This is a genomic window from Moorena sp. SIOASIH (assembly GCF_010671925.1).
In the GTDB taxonomy this organism is placed as follows: Bacteria; Cyanobacteriota; Cyanobacteriia; order Cyanobacteriales; family Coleofasciculaceae; genus Moorena.
In genome coordinates this window covers 161,120-178,789 of record NZ_JAAHIH010000008.1, presented here as the reverse complement: position 1 = coordinate 178,789, position 17,670 = coordinate 161,120, and the positions used below count along the sequence as shown (strand labels likewise).

The 17,670-nt window shown below is 43.7% G+C and carries 17 protein-coding genes and 1 pseudogene; 6 read left to right on the top strand and 12 right to left on the bottom strand.

Annotated features, from left to right (window positions below; translation table 11 throughout):
* Window positions 1–4: 4 nt before the first annotated feature.
* Window positions 5–280: a hypothetical protein gene (locus F6J90_RS38940; RefSeq protein WP_293106897.1), complete on the bottom strand. Its 276-nt coding sequence runs from the start codon at window positions 278–280 to the stop codon at window positions 5–7.
* A gap of 223 nt (window positions 281–503) precedes the next feature.
* Between F6J90_RS38940 and F6J90_RS38935 the strand changes: the two genes are divergently transcribed.
* The gene (locus F6J90_RS38935; protein WP_293106895.1) at window positions 504–1,997 is read left to right on the top strand and encodes a GTP-binding protein; all 1,494 of its coding nucleotides are present in this window, start codon (window positions 504–506) and stop codon (window positions 1,995–1,997) included.
* 142 nt (window positions 1,998–2,139) lie between these two features.
* On the opposite strand, the gene F6J90_RS38930 is transcribed toward F6J90_RS38935, so the two are convergent.
* Complete coding sequence (locus F6J90_RS38930) at window positions 2,140–3,759, bottom strand: mechanosensitive ion channel (protein WP_293106892.1); 1,620 nt, start codon at window positions 3,757–3,759, stop codon at window positions 2,140–2,142.
* A gap of 971 nt (window positions 3,760–4,730) precedes the next feature.
* Here F6J90_RS38930 and F6J90_RS38925 point away from each other — a divergent pair.
* Window positions 4,731–5,195, top strand: coding sequence for an SRPBCC family protein (locus F6J90_RS38925; RefSeq protein ID WP_008178794.1), 465 nt, complete (start codon window positions 4,731–4,733; stop codon window positions 5,193–5,195).
* Window positions 5,196–5,245: 50 nt separating this feature from the next.
* On the opposite strand, the gene F6J90_RS38920 is transcribed toward F6J90_RS38925, so the two are convergent.
* Both F6J90_RS38920 and F6J90_RS38915 read right to left on the bottom strand, forming a co-directional pair.
* On the bottom strand, window positions 5,246–6,067 hold the full coding sequence (locus F6J90_RS38920) for a SirB1 family protein (protein ID WP_293106889.1): 822 nt from the start codon (window positions 6,065–6,067) through the stop codon (window positions 5,246–5,248).
* Between the two features lie 211 nt (window positions 6,068–6,278).
* A pseudogene (locus tag F6J90_RS38915) lies at window positions 6,279–6,416 on the bottom strand (formyltetrahydrofolate deformylase); the annotation flags it as partial.
* A 177-nt stretch (window positions 6,417–6,593) separates the two neighbouring features.
* On the opposite strand from F6J90_RS38915, the gene F6J90_RS38910 reads away from it, so the two are divergent.
* The gene (locus F6J90_RS38910; RefSeq protein ID WP_293106886.1) at window positions 6,594–7,580 is read left to right on the top strand and encodes an aldo/keto reductase; all 987 of its coding nucleotides are present in this window, start codon (window positions 6,594–6,596) and stop codon (window positions 7,578–7,580) included.
* Between the two features lie 143 nt (window positions 7,581–7,723).
* Here F6J90_RS38910 and F6J90_RS38905 read toward each other — a convergent pair whose 3' ends face one another.
* From F6J90_RS38905 to F6J90_RS38895, 3 genes are all read right to left on the bottom strand, one after another.
* On the bottom strand, window positions 7,724–8,965 hold the full coding sequence (locus F6J90_RS38905) for an SH3 domain-containing protein (RefSeq protein ID WP_293106883.1): 1,242 nt from the start codon (window positions 8,963–8,965) through the stop codon (window positions 7,724–7,726).
* 186 nt (window positions 8,966–9,151) lie between these two features.
* On the bottom strand, window positions 9,152–10,030 hold the full coding sequence (locus F6J90_RS38900; protein ID WP_293106881.1) for a universal stress protein: 879 nt from the start codon (window positions 10,028–10,030) through the stop codon (window positions 9,152–9,154).
* A 357-nt stretch (window positions 10,031–10,387) separates the two neighbouring features.
* Window positions 10,388–10,564 carry an NblA/ycf18 family protein gene (locus F6J90_RS38895; protein WP_008178810.1) on the bottom strand — a complete coding sequence of 59 codons (177 nt, stop codon included), beginning with the start codon at window positions 10,562–10,564 and terminating at the stop codon, window positions 10,388–10,390.
* Between the two features lie 1,352 nt (window positions 10,565–11,916).
* Here F6J90_RS38895 and polA point away from each other — a divergent pair.
* From polA to F6J90_RS38880, 3 genes are all read left to right on the top strand, one after another.
* Window positions 11,917–14,910 carry a DNA polymerase I gene (gene polA / locus F6J90_RS38890; protein WP_293106878.1) on the top strand — a complete coding sequence of 998 codons (2,994 nt, stop codon included), beginning with the start codon at window positions 11,917–11,919 and terminating at the stop codon, window positions 14,908–14,910.
* A 151-nt stretch (window positions 14,911–15,061) separates the two neighbouring features.
* Window positions 15,062–15,553, top strand: a complete 492-nt coding sequence (locus F6J90_RS38885) for a hypothetical protein (protein WP_293106875.1) — start codon at window positions 15,062–15,064, stop codon at window positions 15,551–15,553.
* Window positions 15,554–15,591: 38 nt separating this feature from the next.
* Window positions 15,592–15,741: a hypothetical protein gene (locus F6J90_RS38880; RefSeq protein WP_293106872.1), complete on the top strand. Its 150-nt coding sequence runs from the start codon at window positions 15,592–15,594 to the stop codon at window positions 15,739–15,741.
* Here the strand turns inward: F6J90_RS38880 and F6J90_RS38875 are convergent.
* The 5 genes from F6J90_RS38875 to F6J90_RS38855 form a co-directional block, all read right to left on the bottom strand.
* Complete coding sequence (locus F6J90_RS38875; protein ID WP_293106869.1) at window positions 15,731–16,183, bottom strand: helix-turn-helix domain-containing protein; 453 nt, start codon at window positions 16,181–16,183, stop codon at window positions 15,731–15,733. The two genes, F6J90_RS38880 and F6J90_RS38875, sit on opposite strands and share 11 nt — an antisense overlap.
* 207 nt (window positions 16,184–16,390) lie before the next feature.
* On the bottom strand, window positions 16,391–16,582 hold the full coding sequence (locus F6J90_RS38870; protein ID WP_293107222.1) for a hypothetical protein: 192 nt from the start codon (window positions 16,580–16,582) through the stop codon (window positions 16,391–16,393).
* The gene (locus tag F6J90_RS38865) at window positions 16,546–16,752 is read right to left on the bottom strand and encodes a type II toxin-antitoxin system PemK/MazF family toxin (protein ID WP_293106866.1); all 207 of its coding nucleotides are present in this window, start codon (window positions 16,750–16,752) and stop codon (window positions 16,546–16,548) included. The genes F6J90_RS38870 and F6J90_RS38865 overlap by 37 nt, the downstream gene beginning before the upstream one ends.
* Window positions 16,752–16,988 carry a hypothetical protein gene (locus F6J90_RS38860; protein ID WP_293106852.1) on the bottom strand — a complete coding sequence of 79 codons (237 nt, stop codon included), beginning with the start codon at window positions 16,986–16,988 and terminating at the stop codon, window positions 16,752–16,754. Before F6J90_RS38860 ends, F6J90_RS38865 begins: the two co-directional genes overlap by 1 nt.
* 20 nt (window positions 16,989–17,008) lie before the next feature.
* Window positions 17,009–17,563, bottom strand: coding sequence for a hypothetical protein (locus F6J90_RS38855; RefSeq protein ID WP_293106849.1), 555 nt, complete (start codon window positions 17,561–17,563; stop codon window positions 17,009–17,011).
* Between the last annotated feature and the right edge of the window lie 107 nt (window positions 17,564–17,670).

Here is a 17,670-nt window from a genome sequence, read left to right as displayed (position 1 = left end):
CCTTTTAGAAAAGGGTTTCGCTAACCAATAAAGATGCCCCCTTAAATTCTGAACATATGTCTAGCCACTCACACTTCTGTTCTTGGTCTTGTGCTTCATCCCGGCTTGCCAAGGATAACGACGGTGGGTTTTGACTATTGAGTTTACCCTGAAAATTTGTCCATGTTGGTGTATGATGGTTAACTTTACCATAATTTAGGATTTGGGTATCCGTGAGACTCTGACCTAAGTTCAGGAGCATCGGCAAGGTTAGACTAACACTTAATAATTGGCTGATCATCTCATATCTCTCCTATGGTTTCCATCGAACCAATGGTGTAAGGCAATGATTAACTCTTCTACAGCTGTGGGTTGTAATCAGGAAGTTACCAGGGATGAATAATGCATGTAACTGATGTAAGCTGTGAAGCATTTAATTCTATAATGAGTGATTTATCAAAAGTGATTCCTGAACTGATGCTCTAGGATCGAAAGCAGAAGTGTCTTAAGCAGGAGGTGCTGTTTTGACCGAATTCTGGCCTGAGTCTGACTCTGTTAACTCTCTAGATCTTGATCAGGATTTAGATAGCGCAATTTCAGGTTTTGAGCAAATCCAGGCAGAACTGAACTACAAACAGGCACAAGACTCCCTCAAGGATCTAGTAGCTAATCTTGACCTATCCCGTAGAGAAAAAGCTGGTTTAGATGCTCAAATCCAAGACTTAGGCAATCTGCTTCAGAAGCTGGAAAATACCTGTATCCAAATTGCTGCCTTTGGCATGGTGGGACGGGGGAAATCCTCTGTACTCAATGCCTTAGTCGGTCAACCTGTATTTGAAACTGGTGCCCTACATGGGGTGACCCAAAATGCTCAAACTGCTAATTGGCAGCCCCCTAGTCAAACCCCTAGTCAAACCTCTAGTAAAGAAACCCATAGTCCAACCCATAGCCAACAGGATATTCTCCAAGTTGCCCTACCCAGTATTGGTAATTCCCAAATTCAGCTAATCGATACCCCAGGAATTGATGAAGTAGATGGGGAAACTCGGGAAGCCTTAGCCCTAGAGGTAGCTAAACAGGCAGATTTACTGTTGTTTATTATTGCTGGTGATATGACTAAGGTAGAGTACCAAGCTCTATCGCAGTTAAGAGCTAGTGGTAAACCGATGTTACTGGTGTTCAACAAGATTGACCAATATCCTGATGCTGATCGTATAGCAATTTACAGCAAAATTCGGGATGAACGGGTCAAGCAGTTGCTTTCACCAGCAGAAATTGTGATGGTTGCTGCCTCACCTTTGGTATCTGTAGCAGTGCGATCGCCTAATGGCAAAATTCAGGTCAAGCGCCGCCGAGGGAAACCCCAGATTGAAGATTTGAAACTAAAAATTCTGGAGATTTTACATCGGGAAGGTAAATCCCTTGTTGCTCTTAACACCATGCTTTACGCCGATGAGTTGAATGAAAACTTGGTCAACCGAAAAATGAAGATTCGGGATGATAGTGCTAATCAAATTATCTGGAAAGCAGTAATAACTAAAGCATTTGTCATTGCTCTCAATCCAGTTACTGTTGTGGATCTCCTCACCGCTACTGTAGTTGATGTGGTAATGATTCTTACTTTATCCCGTCTCTATGGTATTCCTATGACTGAGCAGGGAGCTATTCAATTATTACAAAAAATCGCTATGAGTATGGGAGGTATTGGTGCTAGTGAACTCTTGGCTAACTTGGGATTGAGTAGCTTAAAAAGTATTTTAGGGATTTCTGCCCCTGTAACTGGTGGGGTTTCCCTAGCGCCATATATGTCAGTTGCCATCACCCAAGCTAGTGTTGCTGGAGTTTCTGGCTATGGTATTGGACAAATTACCAAAACCTATTTAGCCAATGGCGCATCCTGGGGAGACGATGGACCAAAAGCCGTTGTTAGACGAATTCTCTCCTCTCTAGACGAAACCTCAATTCTCCATCGCATTAAAGGAGAATTGAGGGCAAGATTAACAAAAGTTGAAGGTTGAAGGTTGTTTGTCAGAATGTAGAATGTAGAATGTAGAATTAAGAATTAAGAATTAAGAATTCTACATTCTACATTCTTAATTCTTAATTCAAAAAGGGCGAACAACCTTGGCCAATAGGCCACGCTACGCGAATAACTTCGACTTACTTTTTGAAAGAATCTAGCCATTCTCTAACTTGCTCACCAGCAACATCGCGACCTCCGAGACCGAAGGCTAATGCGATCGCAACCGCGATTGCACCTAAGAGCAAACCAAAGGCTAAGTTCACAATATCAGGGGCAATGCCCATTTGTTGTAGACCTAGAGCTAAAGAAAAGGCAATAATCGCAATCCTAGCTACTTGTGCCAGGATATTGGATTGGCGAGCGCCAGAGCCAGTAATCAAGTTGAAGGCAAAATTGGCTAGGAACAGACCGATAGCCAGGACTACTAACCCGGACAGCACCCGAGCACCAATGAAACCGACCCCACCCACAATCTCAGTTAAGGCAGGAATCTGTAACACATCAGTTGCTGCCACAATACCAGCGATCATGATACCGATCAGTACAAGCAGTCCCGCTAGCTCAGAAGGAGTGCGACTGGTAAGTGGGTTCTGTGGTGTTTCTGATTCTGCTGTTTGATCAGTGGTGCTAGGAGCGCTGGTGGAAAAACCTAGCCAATTGAATAGATTGTTGAAGCCAAGGTCTGTCAGGACGTTGGTGACCAGATCACTAACAAACTGTCCAATTACGTAGAAAACTGCCAGAATACCAGCCGCAGCAAAGAGTTTGGGGATGGTATTAGTAACCTGGCTTAACATTGCGATCGAAGGGCCAGAGATGGCCTGGATCTGCAAGGCATTAAGGGCAGCGGTAGCAACGGGAATCAAAATCAGGACATAGACAATCGTACCGATAATCCCGGCTAGGGAGCGGCCACCAGAGGTACTCAGTCCAAACCGCTCCCCGAGCTGATTTGTACCTGCTGCTGTCAAGAAACTAGTGACAAGACGTTGTACAAGTTGAGCAATAAACCAACCAATAGCACCAATTGCGATGGCTGCGCCAATATTGGGTACAATCCCCCAAATCTCGCCCAGCATACTTAGTACTGGATCGAGAGTTCCCTGTAAGCCTAGGGTTTCTAATACCGATGGCAAAAACAGTAGGAAGATTAAGTAGTACAGGGCATTGCCAATGGTTTGAGCCAGAGAGAACTGACCAGTGCCAGCATCGCCGACTTGCTCACCCAAGCGCTGATCGATATTCAATGCATTGAGCGTCCTGACTACTATCATCTTGACGATAGTTCCCAGTAACCAGGCAACACCCAAGAGAATCGCCGCACCAAAGACACTGGGCAGGAAGCCGAGGATGGTGTCTAGAAAACTATTCAGGGGTCCGGAAACCGTATCTAGCTTGAGGGTTTCTAGAACCGCCACTACCGTGAAAACGATGATAATCCAGAAAACCGCCCCGGATAACCATTGCTCAATTGGAGGAGGCTGGCTTCCTGGCTGACCGCCAGTAGCCCACTGAGCAATGTTGTTGTCAATATTGGTGCGATTCAGTACTGCTTTGGTAATACCAGCAGCAATCTTAGCAAGGATAAGACCAATGACTAAGATTGCGATCGCTTTAACCACATTCAGTAAGGTGGTTCCCCCATCTGCCAAAACTTGGTCTAATGCGGGAACTCCTGTCTGGGCTAAAACCAGGTGTGCCGATGGCTGCACACCCACTCCTACAATTTGGAAGATACCTTCCCAAGTTCCATTCATAGTCTTTGTTCTTACTTAAATTGTCCAATGTCACAGGCAACCCTAAGTTTCTTAAGTTCCTTAAGTTCCTTGTGACTACTGTGGTCTGGTGAGGAGCACGGTATTATCGTCTCAACTAGATAAGTTTGGGAGCGGGGAAGCTGCGCCTCTGGTGACCCCAGAGGAACCGCGACGCTGCGGTATAGCCTGCCGTCCCAAAAAGAGCTGGACAACAAGAGGTGCAGTTGTTGTGCTTTCCAGTTAAAGCCGGAATCGCCGATTCTGCACAAGGTAAGGTTTGCCTGGCCAACGTTGTTGGTCGGTACTTTCCGAACCGCACTGTCTGACCCCTGGTCTAACTGTTTAACGACTCGGTTCTAGAGCTTGGAGCGGGCAAAGTACCCCAAGGTAGGAACTTTAACACTTGCCAACAACGTAGACCCAAAACCTGGAGGGCAACCCCTTCGGTCAAGGTCTTAGGCTGGTCAGCTACCTGAAGGCAGGCTATCTACGCCTGGTCTCTTCAGAGGAGGGTGCTGACTGAAAAGAACCTTGAGCAGAAGGTACGACGAGAACATTTAAAAGTAAAGGTTGAGATGTTCATGGAGAACGTTTTACTCCTCAAATTTTCCACAGATGTGGCTTTATCTTGCCTAACTGACAAATCTTGACCCAGGAGTGCTGATAGAATTTACCCATAGTTGCCGACGCAGTCAACTAGTTAGCTTAGGGGGTCTTACTCCCTAAATTAGGCTGGGTAACTTGATGGAGTGTTGAATCGGCATTTCCCCCGATGTGACGTCGGACACTCGGGAGCTGAAAGATTTTTTGGTAGGTTTGTCAGTCACTCAAGACGTAACCCTTATATTTAGAGCCAATTGATGTACAAAAATCAAGTCTTGATTAATTTTTCCTCCTCACAACTCTAGTGGTCTGGTAGTGTGGCTAGCTGCCACCGTAATCAAGATAGTCCAATAATGTCGAAATTTTACATGCAAAACGCCCAAATTTTTGAACAATCCATTAAAATTAATGCGAGCGCCACCATTGTCGAGCGCTGTATCACTGACCAGAGCTTAATGCATCGCTGGCTCAACCCGATTTTGCGTTGTGAATCAGTGGGACAGTGGAGTACTGATGTCGGGAGTCGCTCGCGGTTTATTATTAACATTCCCTGGTTGCAGCCCACTCTCAAGAGTGTGGTTATCGACCGCAAGCCAGGGTTAGTGGTTTGGCAGTTCCAGGGTTTTTTCAAAGGACGAGACCGCTGGGAGTGTCAGCCAGCTGAACAAGGCACCCGTTTGGTCAACCGTTTTGAATTTGAAATTCCCAACCCCATCGTTAGCTGGGGATTCAACAGCTTTGCTGCCCAATGGACTCAGAATGATATGAAAGCCCAACTCAGACGCCTTAAGTTAGTAGCAGAGGAGATTTACCGACGTGAGTGTAGTCATTAGGGATTAGGGATTAGGCATTGGTGATTAGTCAAGCCCATGCATAGAAGCCTTTACCTATTTGCAATCTGTTCAAGTAACCGACGAATGATATCAGCATCCTCAGCTTGGGGCAAGATTGCCAAATAATGTTCCAAATCCTGGCATGCTTGTGATAAATATCCCAACTCGGAGTAAATCAGCCCCCGATCCCGGAGTTCTACCGGTGTATTAGGAAACAATAACAACATGCGCTCAACTGCGGCTAGCGCTCTAGGTAAGTCGTGGCGATTGAGATAAATTAATTTAAGATTCATGAGCATCCGTGCCAACAGCTGCCGATTACTAACCGGTGCTAGGAAACGTGGTTGTAGGGTTACCGGATGACCATAAATTTGGGTTAGTCGTTCCTCGCAGTCTTGTTGAAATAAAATCTCACCGCCATCGAAAGCATCTACAAAGATCCCCACCTGTTCAAACTGTGGGCGAATTAGGAAATGCCCTGGCATCCCAATACCAACCATAGGAAAATCAAGGCGTCGAGCCACTTCCAGGTATACCACCGAAAGGCTAATCGGAATACCTGTGCGCCGATCAATGACCTGATTGAGAAAACTATTACGGGGATCATAGTAATCACTCCTATTACCCGAATATCCTAGGTCATCATATAAATACTGATTCAGAGTTTTAATCACTCGCAGGGGATAGCGTTGCTCCGGCAAACGCTCCTCTACTTCAGATGCCATCACATCTAAGGCATTTAGGTAATCATCAATAGCCAGATCCGGGTATTCTTCCTGAGCGATATAAAGCGCTGCTTTTGCCAAATGAATTTGGTCATCTGGCTGATTTGTTTCTGTGTAAAACCCTTGACGCCCTGAGTTAAAGTCCATCTAAAATTCCGTCAGATACTTTGAGTATATAGTATTTTTATTTGATAGGTAAACATAAGATTAATATAAAAAGGGAACAGGGAATAGGGAATAGGGAACAGTGTCAATATATCCGAGGAGTTTTTAGTGTTATCATAAAGCAATGCAGTCGCTGATAGGGAGGTGCTGCATCAAAACATGGACAAGAGTTTAAGTTTTTTTTTTCTGATTTAATTCCAGTTGCCAAATCTGTATGTTTATCGGCGTGGATAATGTTTCCACCATTGGAATATATCAAGTTAGCAATCTTGGCCACAAGTCCTTGTTGATCGGGACAATACAGCAGTATTGTTGCAGTCGGTGAAGTCATCTTAACTTCTCGAATAAACATACAGATAGACAGCTATTATAGAAGATAATATCTGATTCGTCTAGACTCAACATCGAGGTAATTTCCGTAACGTTAATACCTAAGCATTCAGCTGAATGCTTAGGTTGCAGAAACCACGCTAAAATATGGGCGAAGCTAATGTAGAATAGGCGAGCGATGACACCCAAAACAACTCGACGTAAGTTTATCGTGACCAGTGTTGCTGCTGCGGGTGGTATTGTTGGAAGTGCAGCATGGCATCAACAGCAGTCTCAACTGTCAGCAAAAGCAGCTATTCAACTGCCAACAGCAGCTACAATGCCAGAAAGAGTGTTAGGGAAAACGGGGGTGAAAGTTCCAATCTTTGGCTTGGGAGGTGCAGGACAAACGCCTTTGTCGAAGATGAATCGAGAAGCTGATGCTGTCGCCCAAATTGAAGCGGCGTTACAGTTTGGAATTCGTTATTTTGATACGGCAGCTAGTTATGGCCCCAGCGAAAACTATATGGGTAAGGTATTACCCCCTTATAGATCTAATCTATTTTTAGCAACAAAAACAGCACAACGAGATCGAGATGGGGCTTGGCGAGAGTTAGAGCGATCGCTTAAACGCCTTCAAACTGATTCTATCGATTTATGGCAATTACATCACGTGTCTTTTCACGAAACTTTAGATCAAATTTTTAGTCCCAATGGCGCTATAAAAGCCTTTGAAGAAGCAAAAGAACAAGGAATTGTGAACTATTTAGGCATTACCGGACACCATGAACCGGATGTGATTGCAGAAGGGTTGCGGCGCTATCCCTTTGATACTACCTTAATTTCTCTCAATGCGGCAGATGTTCACCATCCTCGTCCTTTTGCCAAAACTGTTTTACCAGTGGCGCGAGATAAAAATGTAGGAGTGATTGCTATGAAAGTTCCAGCTTATGGCAAGTTATTCAAAAATGGTGTCTTAGATGGAATGGAGCAAGCCATGGGTTATGTGCTCTCTCTGGAGGGAGTACATTCTTGTATTATTGCTGCCGAATCTGTCAAGCAATTAGAATCCAATTTTAAAGTAGCCCAAGCATTTCAATCCTTGAGTTCAGCACAAATGACTGCTATTGAAGCACGCACAGCTTCTGCTTGGCAAGACAATACATTTTTCCGGAAGTGGACTTAGGACTATAGCAAACTGTACCCTCGATACCTACAGATCAGCAATTATTAACAGTAGGGTGCGTCATTAACGCACCCTACTATCTTTTGCCTTTTGCCTTTTGCCTTTTGCCTCGCGCTTAGCGCTATATCACCTAGATCTAAGGCTTAACCTACTGGTCCTGACGGCTCTTCTGGCTTAGACTCAGGACAATAGATCAGATACTTGCCAGTAACATAACCTTGTAAGGGCGCAGAAATAGGAACCCAGCCATTACTACCACGATTAACAATCGTTACCTTAGAACCATCAGCGATAATTCCAATAATCTCGGCATCATTTGACGGTGCTTTGCGCACATTTAAACCCTGTGGTGCTGAAACTTGCCGACAATCCTCTTCAGATGGTGGTGGTGTTGGACAAGGTTTTATTTTAACATACTTGCCAGACACATAACCGATTATGGGTTCTGAAATCTTCAGCCAGCCATCTGCACGTATACTCTCAATCTTGACCTCGGTACCATTTTTTAATGTACCGATACTGGGACCACCAGGGGTTGAACGCACTATCAGATCACTACCACTAGTGCTAACTGTACCACACTCTTTTTTGACAGTGGGACAGGGTTGAAGATACCGCTCAGACACATAACCTTTCTGGGGAGAAACAATCGGTACCCAAGCATCAGTGCTAGTACCCTTGATAGTGATTTTAGTACCATTTTCTACAACACCGACAATCGTACCACCAGGGGTCGCACGCACATTTAGCGGGTTACCATTAGTCGATACTAGACGACATTCTTCTTTGGGAGGAGGTGGTGGACAGGGTTTAAGATACCGGTCGGAAACATAACCCTTTTGGGGAGAGACAACCTGTACCCAAGCATTAGTACTGCTATTGACGATAGTGATTTGAGCGCCATTGTCCAAGTCACCAATAATCTTACCACCAGGACTCTGACGTACATTCAGACCCCTGCCAGTATTGGTAGAAACTATTCGACATTCCTGCTTAGGTGGTGGTGGACAGGATTGGAGATACTGCTGAGAAATATAACCTGACAAGGGAGAAGAAATTTTTGCCCAGTCTTGGTTGACTATTTGCTCAAGGGTAACCTCAGACCCGTTTTTGACTAAACCGATAATCCGGTAATTGCTACCGGGTCCACTGCGGACATTGAGATCACTGCCTCTAGTCACCACTTTGCGGCAATTGTCTGTAGCCGCAGCAAGTTGAAATTTTACTTGGTTCTCAAATGAGATGTTTTCTAAACGAGACGATGGGGTAAATTGAGCGATCGCAGGACTAGTAGCATAAGATGGCGCAGGAAAAGCTGTAAAAGCTAGCGCCACAGAGATGCACACCACTAGTAATTTTCGCCAACCACTAATCTTTCTGATCATATTAGGAATTGATTATTCACTATCAAAGTGGAACGGCTTTATTTTATTAGAACTCCCGATAAAACCCTATATAGCACTACCCATTCAGATGTTTGACATTCCTCTTCTGAGAAACTTAGTCATAGCTTACTTCTGACTTCTGACTTCTGACTTCTGACCCTAAGCGTAGCGCTATACTCTCCATCCCTAGCTTTGTGGTGGAAAGAATAGAACAGGGTGCCAGCTGCTGCGCATTAAATCACCGGCTAAGCTACGCACTGACCAATCTAAGAATTTCCCTTTGTGATCGGAAGAGATTGCGATCGCAGTAATATCAAATTCTAAGGCTGTGTCTAAAATCTCTTCACGGGGATTGCCCACTCGCACGTCCGTATTGACCTGTAAGCCCAGCTCTTCTAACTCTGCTTTTACTGGTTCTAGCTTGTCTTGAGCTTGTTGTAGCTGAGGCTCCTTAGATAATTCTCTGCGCCCCCCTTCGCTGACTACCCACAACAGCATACACTGCTTAAGTGAGTTATCTGGTGCTTGTTTAGCATACTCTTTGACCCTTTCCAAGGCATAGTTCGACGCTGCAGTGCCGTCATAGGGAATTAGCAAATACCGGAATAGATGTTTGCAGCGTAGATCGAGTTCTTCGCAGGTGTAAGCTGAAATCAGTTGTGGTCGCAGCATTAGCAATGGTGTACTACATTCCTTGGTCAAGGTTGCTGTAGTGCTACCGAAAAGCTTTTCTTGTAATAAGCTGCGCACTGGCGTGCCAATCAGGATGACATCAGCATGGTAACGTTTGGCGATTTTAGGAATACTGTCACTAGGACGACCTGACATCACTTCGATGTGAACCTCTACCCCTTCAGGTATATTGGTCAAACCCTTTTCCAAGCGGCGGCGAGCTTGTTCTATTCCTTCTTCATCAATGCGAGGTATTTCTCCCTCTTCCCAAAGCGCAACAAAGTTGCAGAAGATGATTTTCTTGAGCCCACCAGCCGCTAAACTGGGGACAAACTCCACTAGCCGATATAAACCGTCGGAGAAATCGGTGCAGATGAGGCAATGCTGAAACATATGCAGGGAGGATGGCTTTTGCTTAGAGTTTCTTTCAGACTAGAACAATTTACAATTACTTTGTCTAGTTTGGGATTATTTTATATAAATCTATAAACTATTCATCCTGGCTTCCCTATACTGAATTGGATTATTCCCAATCCTATTTCCTGTAAGCAAGCCTTCGGCGATAATACTTACGCTGATATTAGTTAACAATAAGTTCAATTCAATCAATTAATTTTAATTTTAATTAAATCTTAATATAATTCCAGTTGACGCCCCAGCATCCCCAGCTCCTTTCCTACCTACGGAATTGAGCAAGAGAAGGAGGTCGCGGCTCAATTAAGGCTAATAACAATCAGACTAGGGCTTTAGCTATAATCCCCACTCGTGTTTTAGGACTTCTTTGTACATTGTTTCACGCATCATCATTTGCTCATAGAGTTTGATTAGGAATTCCTGAGCTTGCTCACGGCTCATTTTCTGGACCTGAGATTCAAAGGACCGCAGGTTAAATTTTTGTTCCAGGGAAAGTTCTACTGGTTTAGACATAGTTGAGCTCCTTAAAAACTAATCATGGTAATGGCTGGCTACAGCAGCCCTAGTTTTGATCAGCCTAGGTATCGGTAAATGTATCAACCGTTAACCTATCTGACCTTTAATGAAGAATCGTAACAAGTATTTGACAAAATGACCAGGTTTTGGTCAATTATGACGTTATATATGATCCTAGACTATTTCTAGCAAGTTCCCTGGCTGGGATTGATGCTCTCCAATTCGGTATTCACTAGCACTAATTCCTGATGGTTGAAGGGCTAATTAACTGTGGTATTACGTTTCAAAAATGGTATAATTAATCCTTATAGTCCATAAAACATAAGTTAATTGCTTCATCATCAACAGGACTTACGCAAAAATAGACAACAAATGCGCTTAATTGGTAGGGTGCGTTAATAACGCACCTTACCGGTAGAGTGGTTGGTAATTTCTGATCAAAACAGTGGGATTCCATGCGATCGCAAAAAATAAACCACAAACCCCCTGAATTGGTAGGGTGCGTTATGAACGCACCTTACCGGTAGAGTGGTTGGTAATTTCTGATCAAAACAGTGGGATTCCATGCGATCGCAAAAAATAAACCACAAACCCCCTGAATTGGTAGGGTGCGTTATGAACGCACCTTACCGGTAGAGTGGTTGGTAATTTCTGATCAAAACAGTGGGATTCCATGGGATCGCAAAGCCGATCAGACAACCAGCACTCTACCGAAATAGTATTTAGTTAACTATATAGTAATTGCCCGAGTTGAGTCAGTGGCTTCGATGCGATCGCAAAGCCGATCAGACAACCAGCACCCTAACGGAATAGTATTTAGTTAACTATATAGTAATCACCCGAGTTGAGCAAGTGGCTTCGATGCGATCGCAAAGCCGATCAGACAACCAGAACCCTAACGGAATAGTATTTAGTTAACTATATAGTAATCACCCGAGTTGAGCAAGTGGCTTCGATGCGATCGCAAAGCCGATGATGCAACCAGGCTGGTAACGGAATAGTAGTCAATTAACTATATGGTATTTCCCCGAGTTAAGTCAGTGGCTTCAATGCGATCGCAACGCCGATCAGACAACCAGCACTCTACCAGAATAGTAGTTAATTAACTATATGGTATTTCCCCGAGTTAAGTCAGTGGCTTCAATGCGATCACAAAGTCAATGATACAACTAGGCTTCTACCGGAATAGTAGTGAATTAACTATAGTTGAGCTCCCATTAGCTAGTTGACCTAGACCCTAGACAGTAAAAGATTTACCCTTAGTTAATTCCCTGGTAAGTGCTAGTTAATCCGGAATTCCCTAGCTGTCAACAAACAAGCAATCGCTACAATATCGCTAAAATAGGGATATGCCTAGATCTACTACTACTTCTTCCAACTCTGTCCAAGCCCCTGAAGATTCCGCAATGGCAGCATCCCCCCTACTGCTTCTAATTGATGGTCATTCTCTGGCTTTTCGCTCCTATTTCGCTTTTGCCAAAAGTCGTCAGGGTGGATTACGGACTAAAACTGGAATTCCGACCAGTGTCTGTTTTGGCTTCATTAAATCCTTGTTAGAGGTAATGGAGTCAGAAAACCCGAATGCGATCGCAATTGCTTTCGATACCAAAGAAGCCACCTTTCGCCAACAAGCCGATGCTAGTTATAAGGCCAATCGCACCGAAACACCAGAAGATTTCCTCCCAGATGTAAAGAATCTCCAGCAGTTACTGCAAGGGTTAAGAATCCCAGTAATAACTTCTCCTGGTTATGAAGCTGATGATATATTAGCAACCTTAGCTCACCAAGCTACTGATCAAGGCTATCGTGTCAAAATTGTATCTGGCGACCGCGATTTATTTCAACTAGTTGCTCCATATAAAGGAATTACCGTTTTATATCTCAGTGGTCCCTTTGCTAGAGGGGGTGCTACAGTTGGACCTGCGGAATATGGCTTGGAAGAAGTAGAAGCAAAATTGGGAGTTTTACCCTCTCAAGTCGTAGATTATAAAGCCCTCTGTGGGGATCCATCCGATAATATTCCTGGAGTTAAGGGCATCGGAGAAAAGACTGCAGTTAAGTTACTCAAAGAATACCAAAACCTGGATAATATTTATGCTTCCCTTGATACTATTAAGGGTGCTGTTAAGAAAAAGCTGGAAGTCGGTAAGTCAGATGCTGAGCATGCTCGCTATTTGGCTCAATTGCGATTCGATACTCCTATCGATATTGATTTAGACCAGTGTCAGCTCCAAGGATTCGATCCTCAGGTGCTCAAACCGCTATTAGAGCATTTGGAGTTAAAAACATTTATCAGTCAAATTGATAAACTACAGCAGCGTTTTGGTGGCGTAGTGCTAGAGGATATCCAAACTAATGCCCCAAATAATACTGATAGTGATACTGATAGCGATACTGATAGTGATACTGATACTCAGGAAGATGATGATATTTCCTTTTTCAGTGTAGCGGAAACGGAAGAGTTTCAAGAGCAAGGGTCTAATACTGGTTCGATTCAACCACAAATTATCGATACTGTAGACAAGCTCAATCAATTAGTTGAACAGCTAAAATACTATACCGATGCTGGAAATCCTGTGGCTTGGGATACAGAAACTAGTGATTTGGAACCACGGGATGCTCAGTTGGTAGGGATTGGCTGTTGTTGGGGAAAAGAACTTACTGATGTTGCTTATATTCCTATCGGTCATAAAGATGGGACTAACTTAGACCAGGATATGGTCTTAGAATCCCTACGTCCAATTTTAGAAAGCTCAGATTATCCCAAAGTCTTACAAAATAGTAAATTTGACCGACTAGTGTTCCGTTGTAACGGGATTCAGCTAGCAGGAGTGGTATTCGATACGATGCTAGCTAGTTATGTACTCAATCCCGAAACTAGCCATAAACTTAGTGACCTAGGGCTGCACTATTTAGGAATAGAGGCAAAAAGTTATGATGATTTAGTTCCAAAAGGGAAAACTATCGGAGATTTAGACATTCCCACGGTAGCCAATTACTGTGGGATGGATGCTTATACCACCTTCGGAATAGTTTCTAAATTACGAGAAGAATTGGATAAAATCTCCCCTTTGCATAAACTGTTGCTAGAGGTAGAGCAACCCCTCGAACCGGTATTAGCTGAGATGGAATACCAGGGGATTAGTATTGATAAGGATTATCTGGAACAGTTCTCCCAACAGCTGGAAAAGGATTTAGTGGCAATTAAACAGCAAGCCTATCAAGATGCTGGACAAGAATTTAATTTAGGTTCCCCTAAACAGCTGAGTCAGTTACTGTTTGAGAAACTAGGGTTAGATCGTAGGAAGTCTCGTAAAACCAAAACCGGTTACTCTACCGATGCTACTATCTTAGCTAAATTACAAGGAGACCATCCAGTAGTAGATGCTATTCTGGAATACCGTAGTTTATCTAAATTGAAATCTACCTATGTGGATGCTTTACCAGCACTGATGCGTTCCGATACTAAACGAGTACATACGGATTTTAATCAGACCGTGACCACAACTGGTAGACTATCCTCCTCTAGTCCTAATTTACAAAATATTCCTATTCGTACTGATTTTAGTCGCCAGATTCGGAAGGGTTTTATTCCAGAATCCGGTTGGCTGTTGGTATCCGCTGACTATTCCCAAATTGAGTTACGAATCCTAGCGCACTTGAGTCAAGAGCCAGTGCTAGTGGAAGCTTACCAAACTCAAGCCGATGTCCATACCTTGACAGCGCAAATGTTATTTGATAAAGAAGACATTACTGCTGAAGAGCGGCGCTTGGGTAAGATAATTAATTTTGGCGTAATTTACGGCATGGGAGCACAACGGTTTGCTCGGGAAGCTAAGGTATCGGCAGCTCAAGGAAAAGTATTTATTGATCGATTGAACCAGCGCTATCCTCTAGTGTTTGCGTATTTAGAGGAAACCAAGAAAAAAGCGATCGCACAAGGCTATGTAGAAACTATACTCGGACGCCGTCGCTATTTTAGCTTTGGTGGTAACAGTCTTAGAAAGCTGCAAGGTAAGCCTCTCGATCAGATTGATCTCGATCAACTTAAGGGTATGAATGCTTATGATGCTGGGTCATTAAGAGCAGCAGCTAATTCCCCGATTCAAGGCTCTAGCGCTGATATTATCAAAATTGCTATGGTTAATCTGTATCAAGAGTTACAAAAATATCAGGCGCGGTTGCTATTACAAGTCCATGATGAATTAATCTTTGAAATTCCCCCTGATGAATGGGAAGAATTGCAGGTAAACATTCGGGAAACTATGGAATCAGCAGTTAAGTTGAGTGTTCCTTTGGTTGTGGAAATACATGCTGGGGAAAATTGGATGGAAGCGAAATAAGGCAATAGGCAATAGGCAATAGTAAAAAGGGTTTGAAGGGAATCAGCTTCAAAAAAGACTGTAGCACATAAGTGCGAGAAACGCTATAGTTGTCTTCATTATCAATAATTCCATTCCCACAATTGAGTTGTATTAGTGAAGATTTAGACTTATGAGCTATAGCATGAATGATGGGATGAAGGTTGCTAAACAGGCAACTGCTGATATCACTAGCTGGCTCTTGAGTCAGTCAAAAACCATCAGCGTCCAAAACGTTGAGCAGATGCCAGACTTTCAAAGACGAGATATTGACTTGATTTGGACAACCCAGACAGGCAAAGTTTTGGTAGAAATTAAGGGCGATCGCTGGCACAAGACTGGTAACTTCTTTTTCGAGACTGACAGTAACCGGGAAAAAGAAACTCCAGGCTGTTTCATGTACACTGAAGCAGATTGGCTATTCTACTATTTCGTTATCCCTCGCACCCTCTATCTTTTACCAATGCCAGCAACACGAGAATGGTTTTTACCAAGGATTGACGAATTCCCAGAGCGTTCCACAACAACCCCAGTTGGAGGAAGCTACTATACCACTATTGGACGCTTAGTGCCGATTAAAACAGTGATGCAGCAATTGAACGGAGTGCAAAAGGTAGCAATTTAACCAAAATAACTCTTACTCTTGGGAAATATTTAGGCGATTTGCTTGCAGCGGCAAAAGGATGCGATCGCTCTCCTCCATTTTGCCCAATAGAAATGGAATTAGATAAAGCAAATAGCCATAACGAACAAGAAGACCAACACAACAATCAGAGTAATACTCCCAAAAATATTGATCCCCTCAGCTACTAGCTGGAAAACTACCACCAACAAAGTGAATATCACTAAAGGTTTCAATCCACAAACGAGCGCCACAATCGAGAGGATTATCCGGCTGATACACAATTTTACACGGACCGAGGATTTCCACCTCATTACCGTAGAGATTGGTGCCCTTTCGTTTTACTGAAATCACTGGCTTCCGGTCTTGAGGGCTTTTCTTCATATTCGAGCCAATGTGATTGCGATTGACATTAATCTTCGCTAAAGCTGGCGGACGACTAGTGCGCCATTTGCCAATGGGTCCACGATTACCTTTAGTAATTTGTGGCAAATGGTTGAACAGAGGAATAATCCAGAATTTCCCGCTTTTATAGGCACCCCGCACCCGACCTTTTTCTAGGAGTTGGCGCAATCGTCGAGAAGAAATTCCTAATAGAGATGCGGCTTCAGTAGTTCCAACGCACTTGTTCATCTGCTGTCTCCTTTTTAACTATTCCTATATTACTAGTATAAGGGCAAAAATAAAAATTGGCAATTTATTTTTGTAGGGAACAGGGAATAGGGAATAGGGAACAGGGGGAAGAGTTCAGGTGTGGTAGGGAAATGCGTTCGCGTAGGGGCTCCAACATCGCGTAGCGTGACCATTTGCGTAGCGTGGCCTAACCAAGGTCAATCCCATCTAACTGTGATCAGGAATGCGATCGCGTAGGGGCTCCAACATCGCGTAGCGTGACCATTTGCGTAGCGTGGCCTTTCCAAGGTCAATCGCGGAAATTAGATTGACAGGTTGGGGATTTTCTCCGCCAAGTGTAAGTACCTGGACAAAAATAAACCTCACTTCTTGATGCAAAGCGCGAGTGGGGGAAACCACGGCAGTCGCTCATGGGGGGAACCCCCAAGACCGCGCTGCCTTCCCAAGACCGCGCTGCATCGCTGTATTAACTTGTGTAAAGTTGCCAAAAGATCATCTTGAATTACCAAGACAGGACGACGATATCCTGGTTCAGAACCTTTTGGGTCAGGCAGATTTGCCCACCACATTACCATTCCTGATCAGGCAGAGACATGAATTGTATCTTTGCCATCACTGGATCTAGCTCAGAATTCTCTTTAGAGTAGACTTCATTCAGCTTGTGTAAAATTTGATTGCGATTGTACCTTTTAAGATAAGCTTTTAATGCTTTTAGGTAGAGTTCACTTCGTGATAAGCCCATCTGTTGAGCAAGGGCTTCTGCTTCTTCAAAAACTGAGTCTGGAAGTGAAATTGCAGTTTTCATCGTGACTTTAGGAATAAGCCCTAATTCTTAATTATACCTTGGTTATACCAAGATTGCACTTCCTCTACCAGCTTCAAGGTTCCCTCTCCCGTTGTTTTGCTGCCGTCGCAGTGGTAGCCAATATAATTAAATGTTATTTCTCGGGTATTAGGGGCTAATGTCCCATATCCTTTGTAGTTACTCAAGCAGGTCGGGACAGTCCCAGGCACATCGAAAGGAGCTGTTATTCCAGGTCTGTCAACGGTAGAGATACCATCCTTGCCCAATCCAGAGTCTACCTTCCATTCCGAGTCATCCCCAAAGGTTGCCGCTACAGATCCAGATATACCAGTACCAGTTGACCAGTTTCCCGTCACGTCAGTAAGTGAAAAATCTAACTGGACGGAAATCGGGATGTTTTCATAGGTCTGTCCATTAATCGATAGTGAATAGTCACCGCTCCAAGTAGATGATACTAAGTGTGGCGGCACTTGAGCATTAATCCTCCCCTGGCTACCAACTATGAAAGCTGCTAAGCTGCCAATCCTAAGCAATCCTAAGAAATATTTTCCCTGCATGCTCCGCCCATTATCCATTTAATGTAGATGCTCCAAATTATAGGCTAGGTAGGCATCAATAAACGTTAAAATTTATAAGTCGATAATGAAGCTGGAAGCCTGTATTCAAAAGGTTTTCAGCATTT

Excerpts from the sequence above, each read along its gene's own strand:
- F6J90_RS38905 (WP_293106883.1), bottom strand. The coding sequence starts at position 8,965 with ATGATCAGAAAGATTAGTGGTTGGCGAAAATTACTAGTGGTGTGCATC.
- F6J90_RS38900 (WP_293106881.1), bottom strand. The coding sequence starts at position 10,030 with ATGTTTCAGCATTGCCTCATCTGCACCGATTTCTCCGACGGTTTATAT.
- F6J90_RS38885 (WP_293106875.1), top strand. The coding sequence starts at position 15,062 with ATGAGCTATAGCATGAATGATGGGATGAAGGTTGCTAAACAGGCAACT.
- F6J90_RS38875 (WP_293106869.1), bottom strand. The coding sequence starts at position 16,183 with ATGAACAAGTGCGTTGGAACTACTGAAGCCGCATCTCTATTAGGAATT.
- F6J90_RS38855 (WP_293106849.1), bottom strand. The coding sequence starts at position 17,563 with ATGGATAATGGGCGGAGCATGCAGGGAAAATATTTCTTAGGATTGCTT.
- F6J90_RS38860 (WP_293106852.1), bottom strand. The coding sequence starts at position 16,988 with ATGAAAACTGCAATTTCACTTCCAGACTCAGTTTTTGAAGAAGCAGAA.
- F6J90_RS38910 (WP_293106886.1), top strand. The coding sequence starts at position 6,594 with ATGACACCCAAAACAACTCGACGTAAGTTTATCGTGACCAGTGTTGCT.
- F6J90_RS38895 (WP_008178810.1), bottom strand. The coding sequence starts at position 10,564 with ATGTCTAAACCAGTAGAACTTTCCCTGGAACAAAAATTTAACCTGCGG.
- F6J90_RS38865 (WP_293106866.1), bottom strand. The coding sequence starts at position 16,752 with ATGTGGTGGGCAAATCTGCCTGACCCAAAAGGTTCTGAACCAGGATAT.
- F6J90_RS38930 (WP_293106892.1), bottom strand. The coding sequence starts at position 3,759 with ATGAATGGAACTTGGGAAGGTATCTTCCAAATTGTAGGAGTGGGTGTG.
- F6J90_RS38940 (WP_293106897.1), bottom strand. The coding sequence starts at position 280 with ATGATCAGCCAATTATTAAGTGTTAGTCTAACCTTGCCGATGCTCCTG.
- F6J90_RS38920 (WP_293106889.1), bottom strand. The coding sequence starts at position 6,067 with ATGGACTTTAACTCAGGGCGTCAAGGGTTTTACACAGAAACAAATCAG.
- polA (WP_293106878.1), top strand. The coding sequence starts at position 11,917 with ATGCCTAGATCTACTACTACTTCTTCCAACTCTGTCCAAGCCCCTGAA.
- F6J90_RS38925 (WP_008178794.1), top strand. The coding sequence starts at position 4,731 with ATGCAAAACGCCCAAATTTTTGAACAATCCATTAAAATTAATGCGAGC.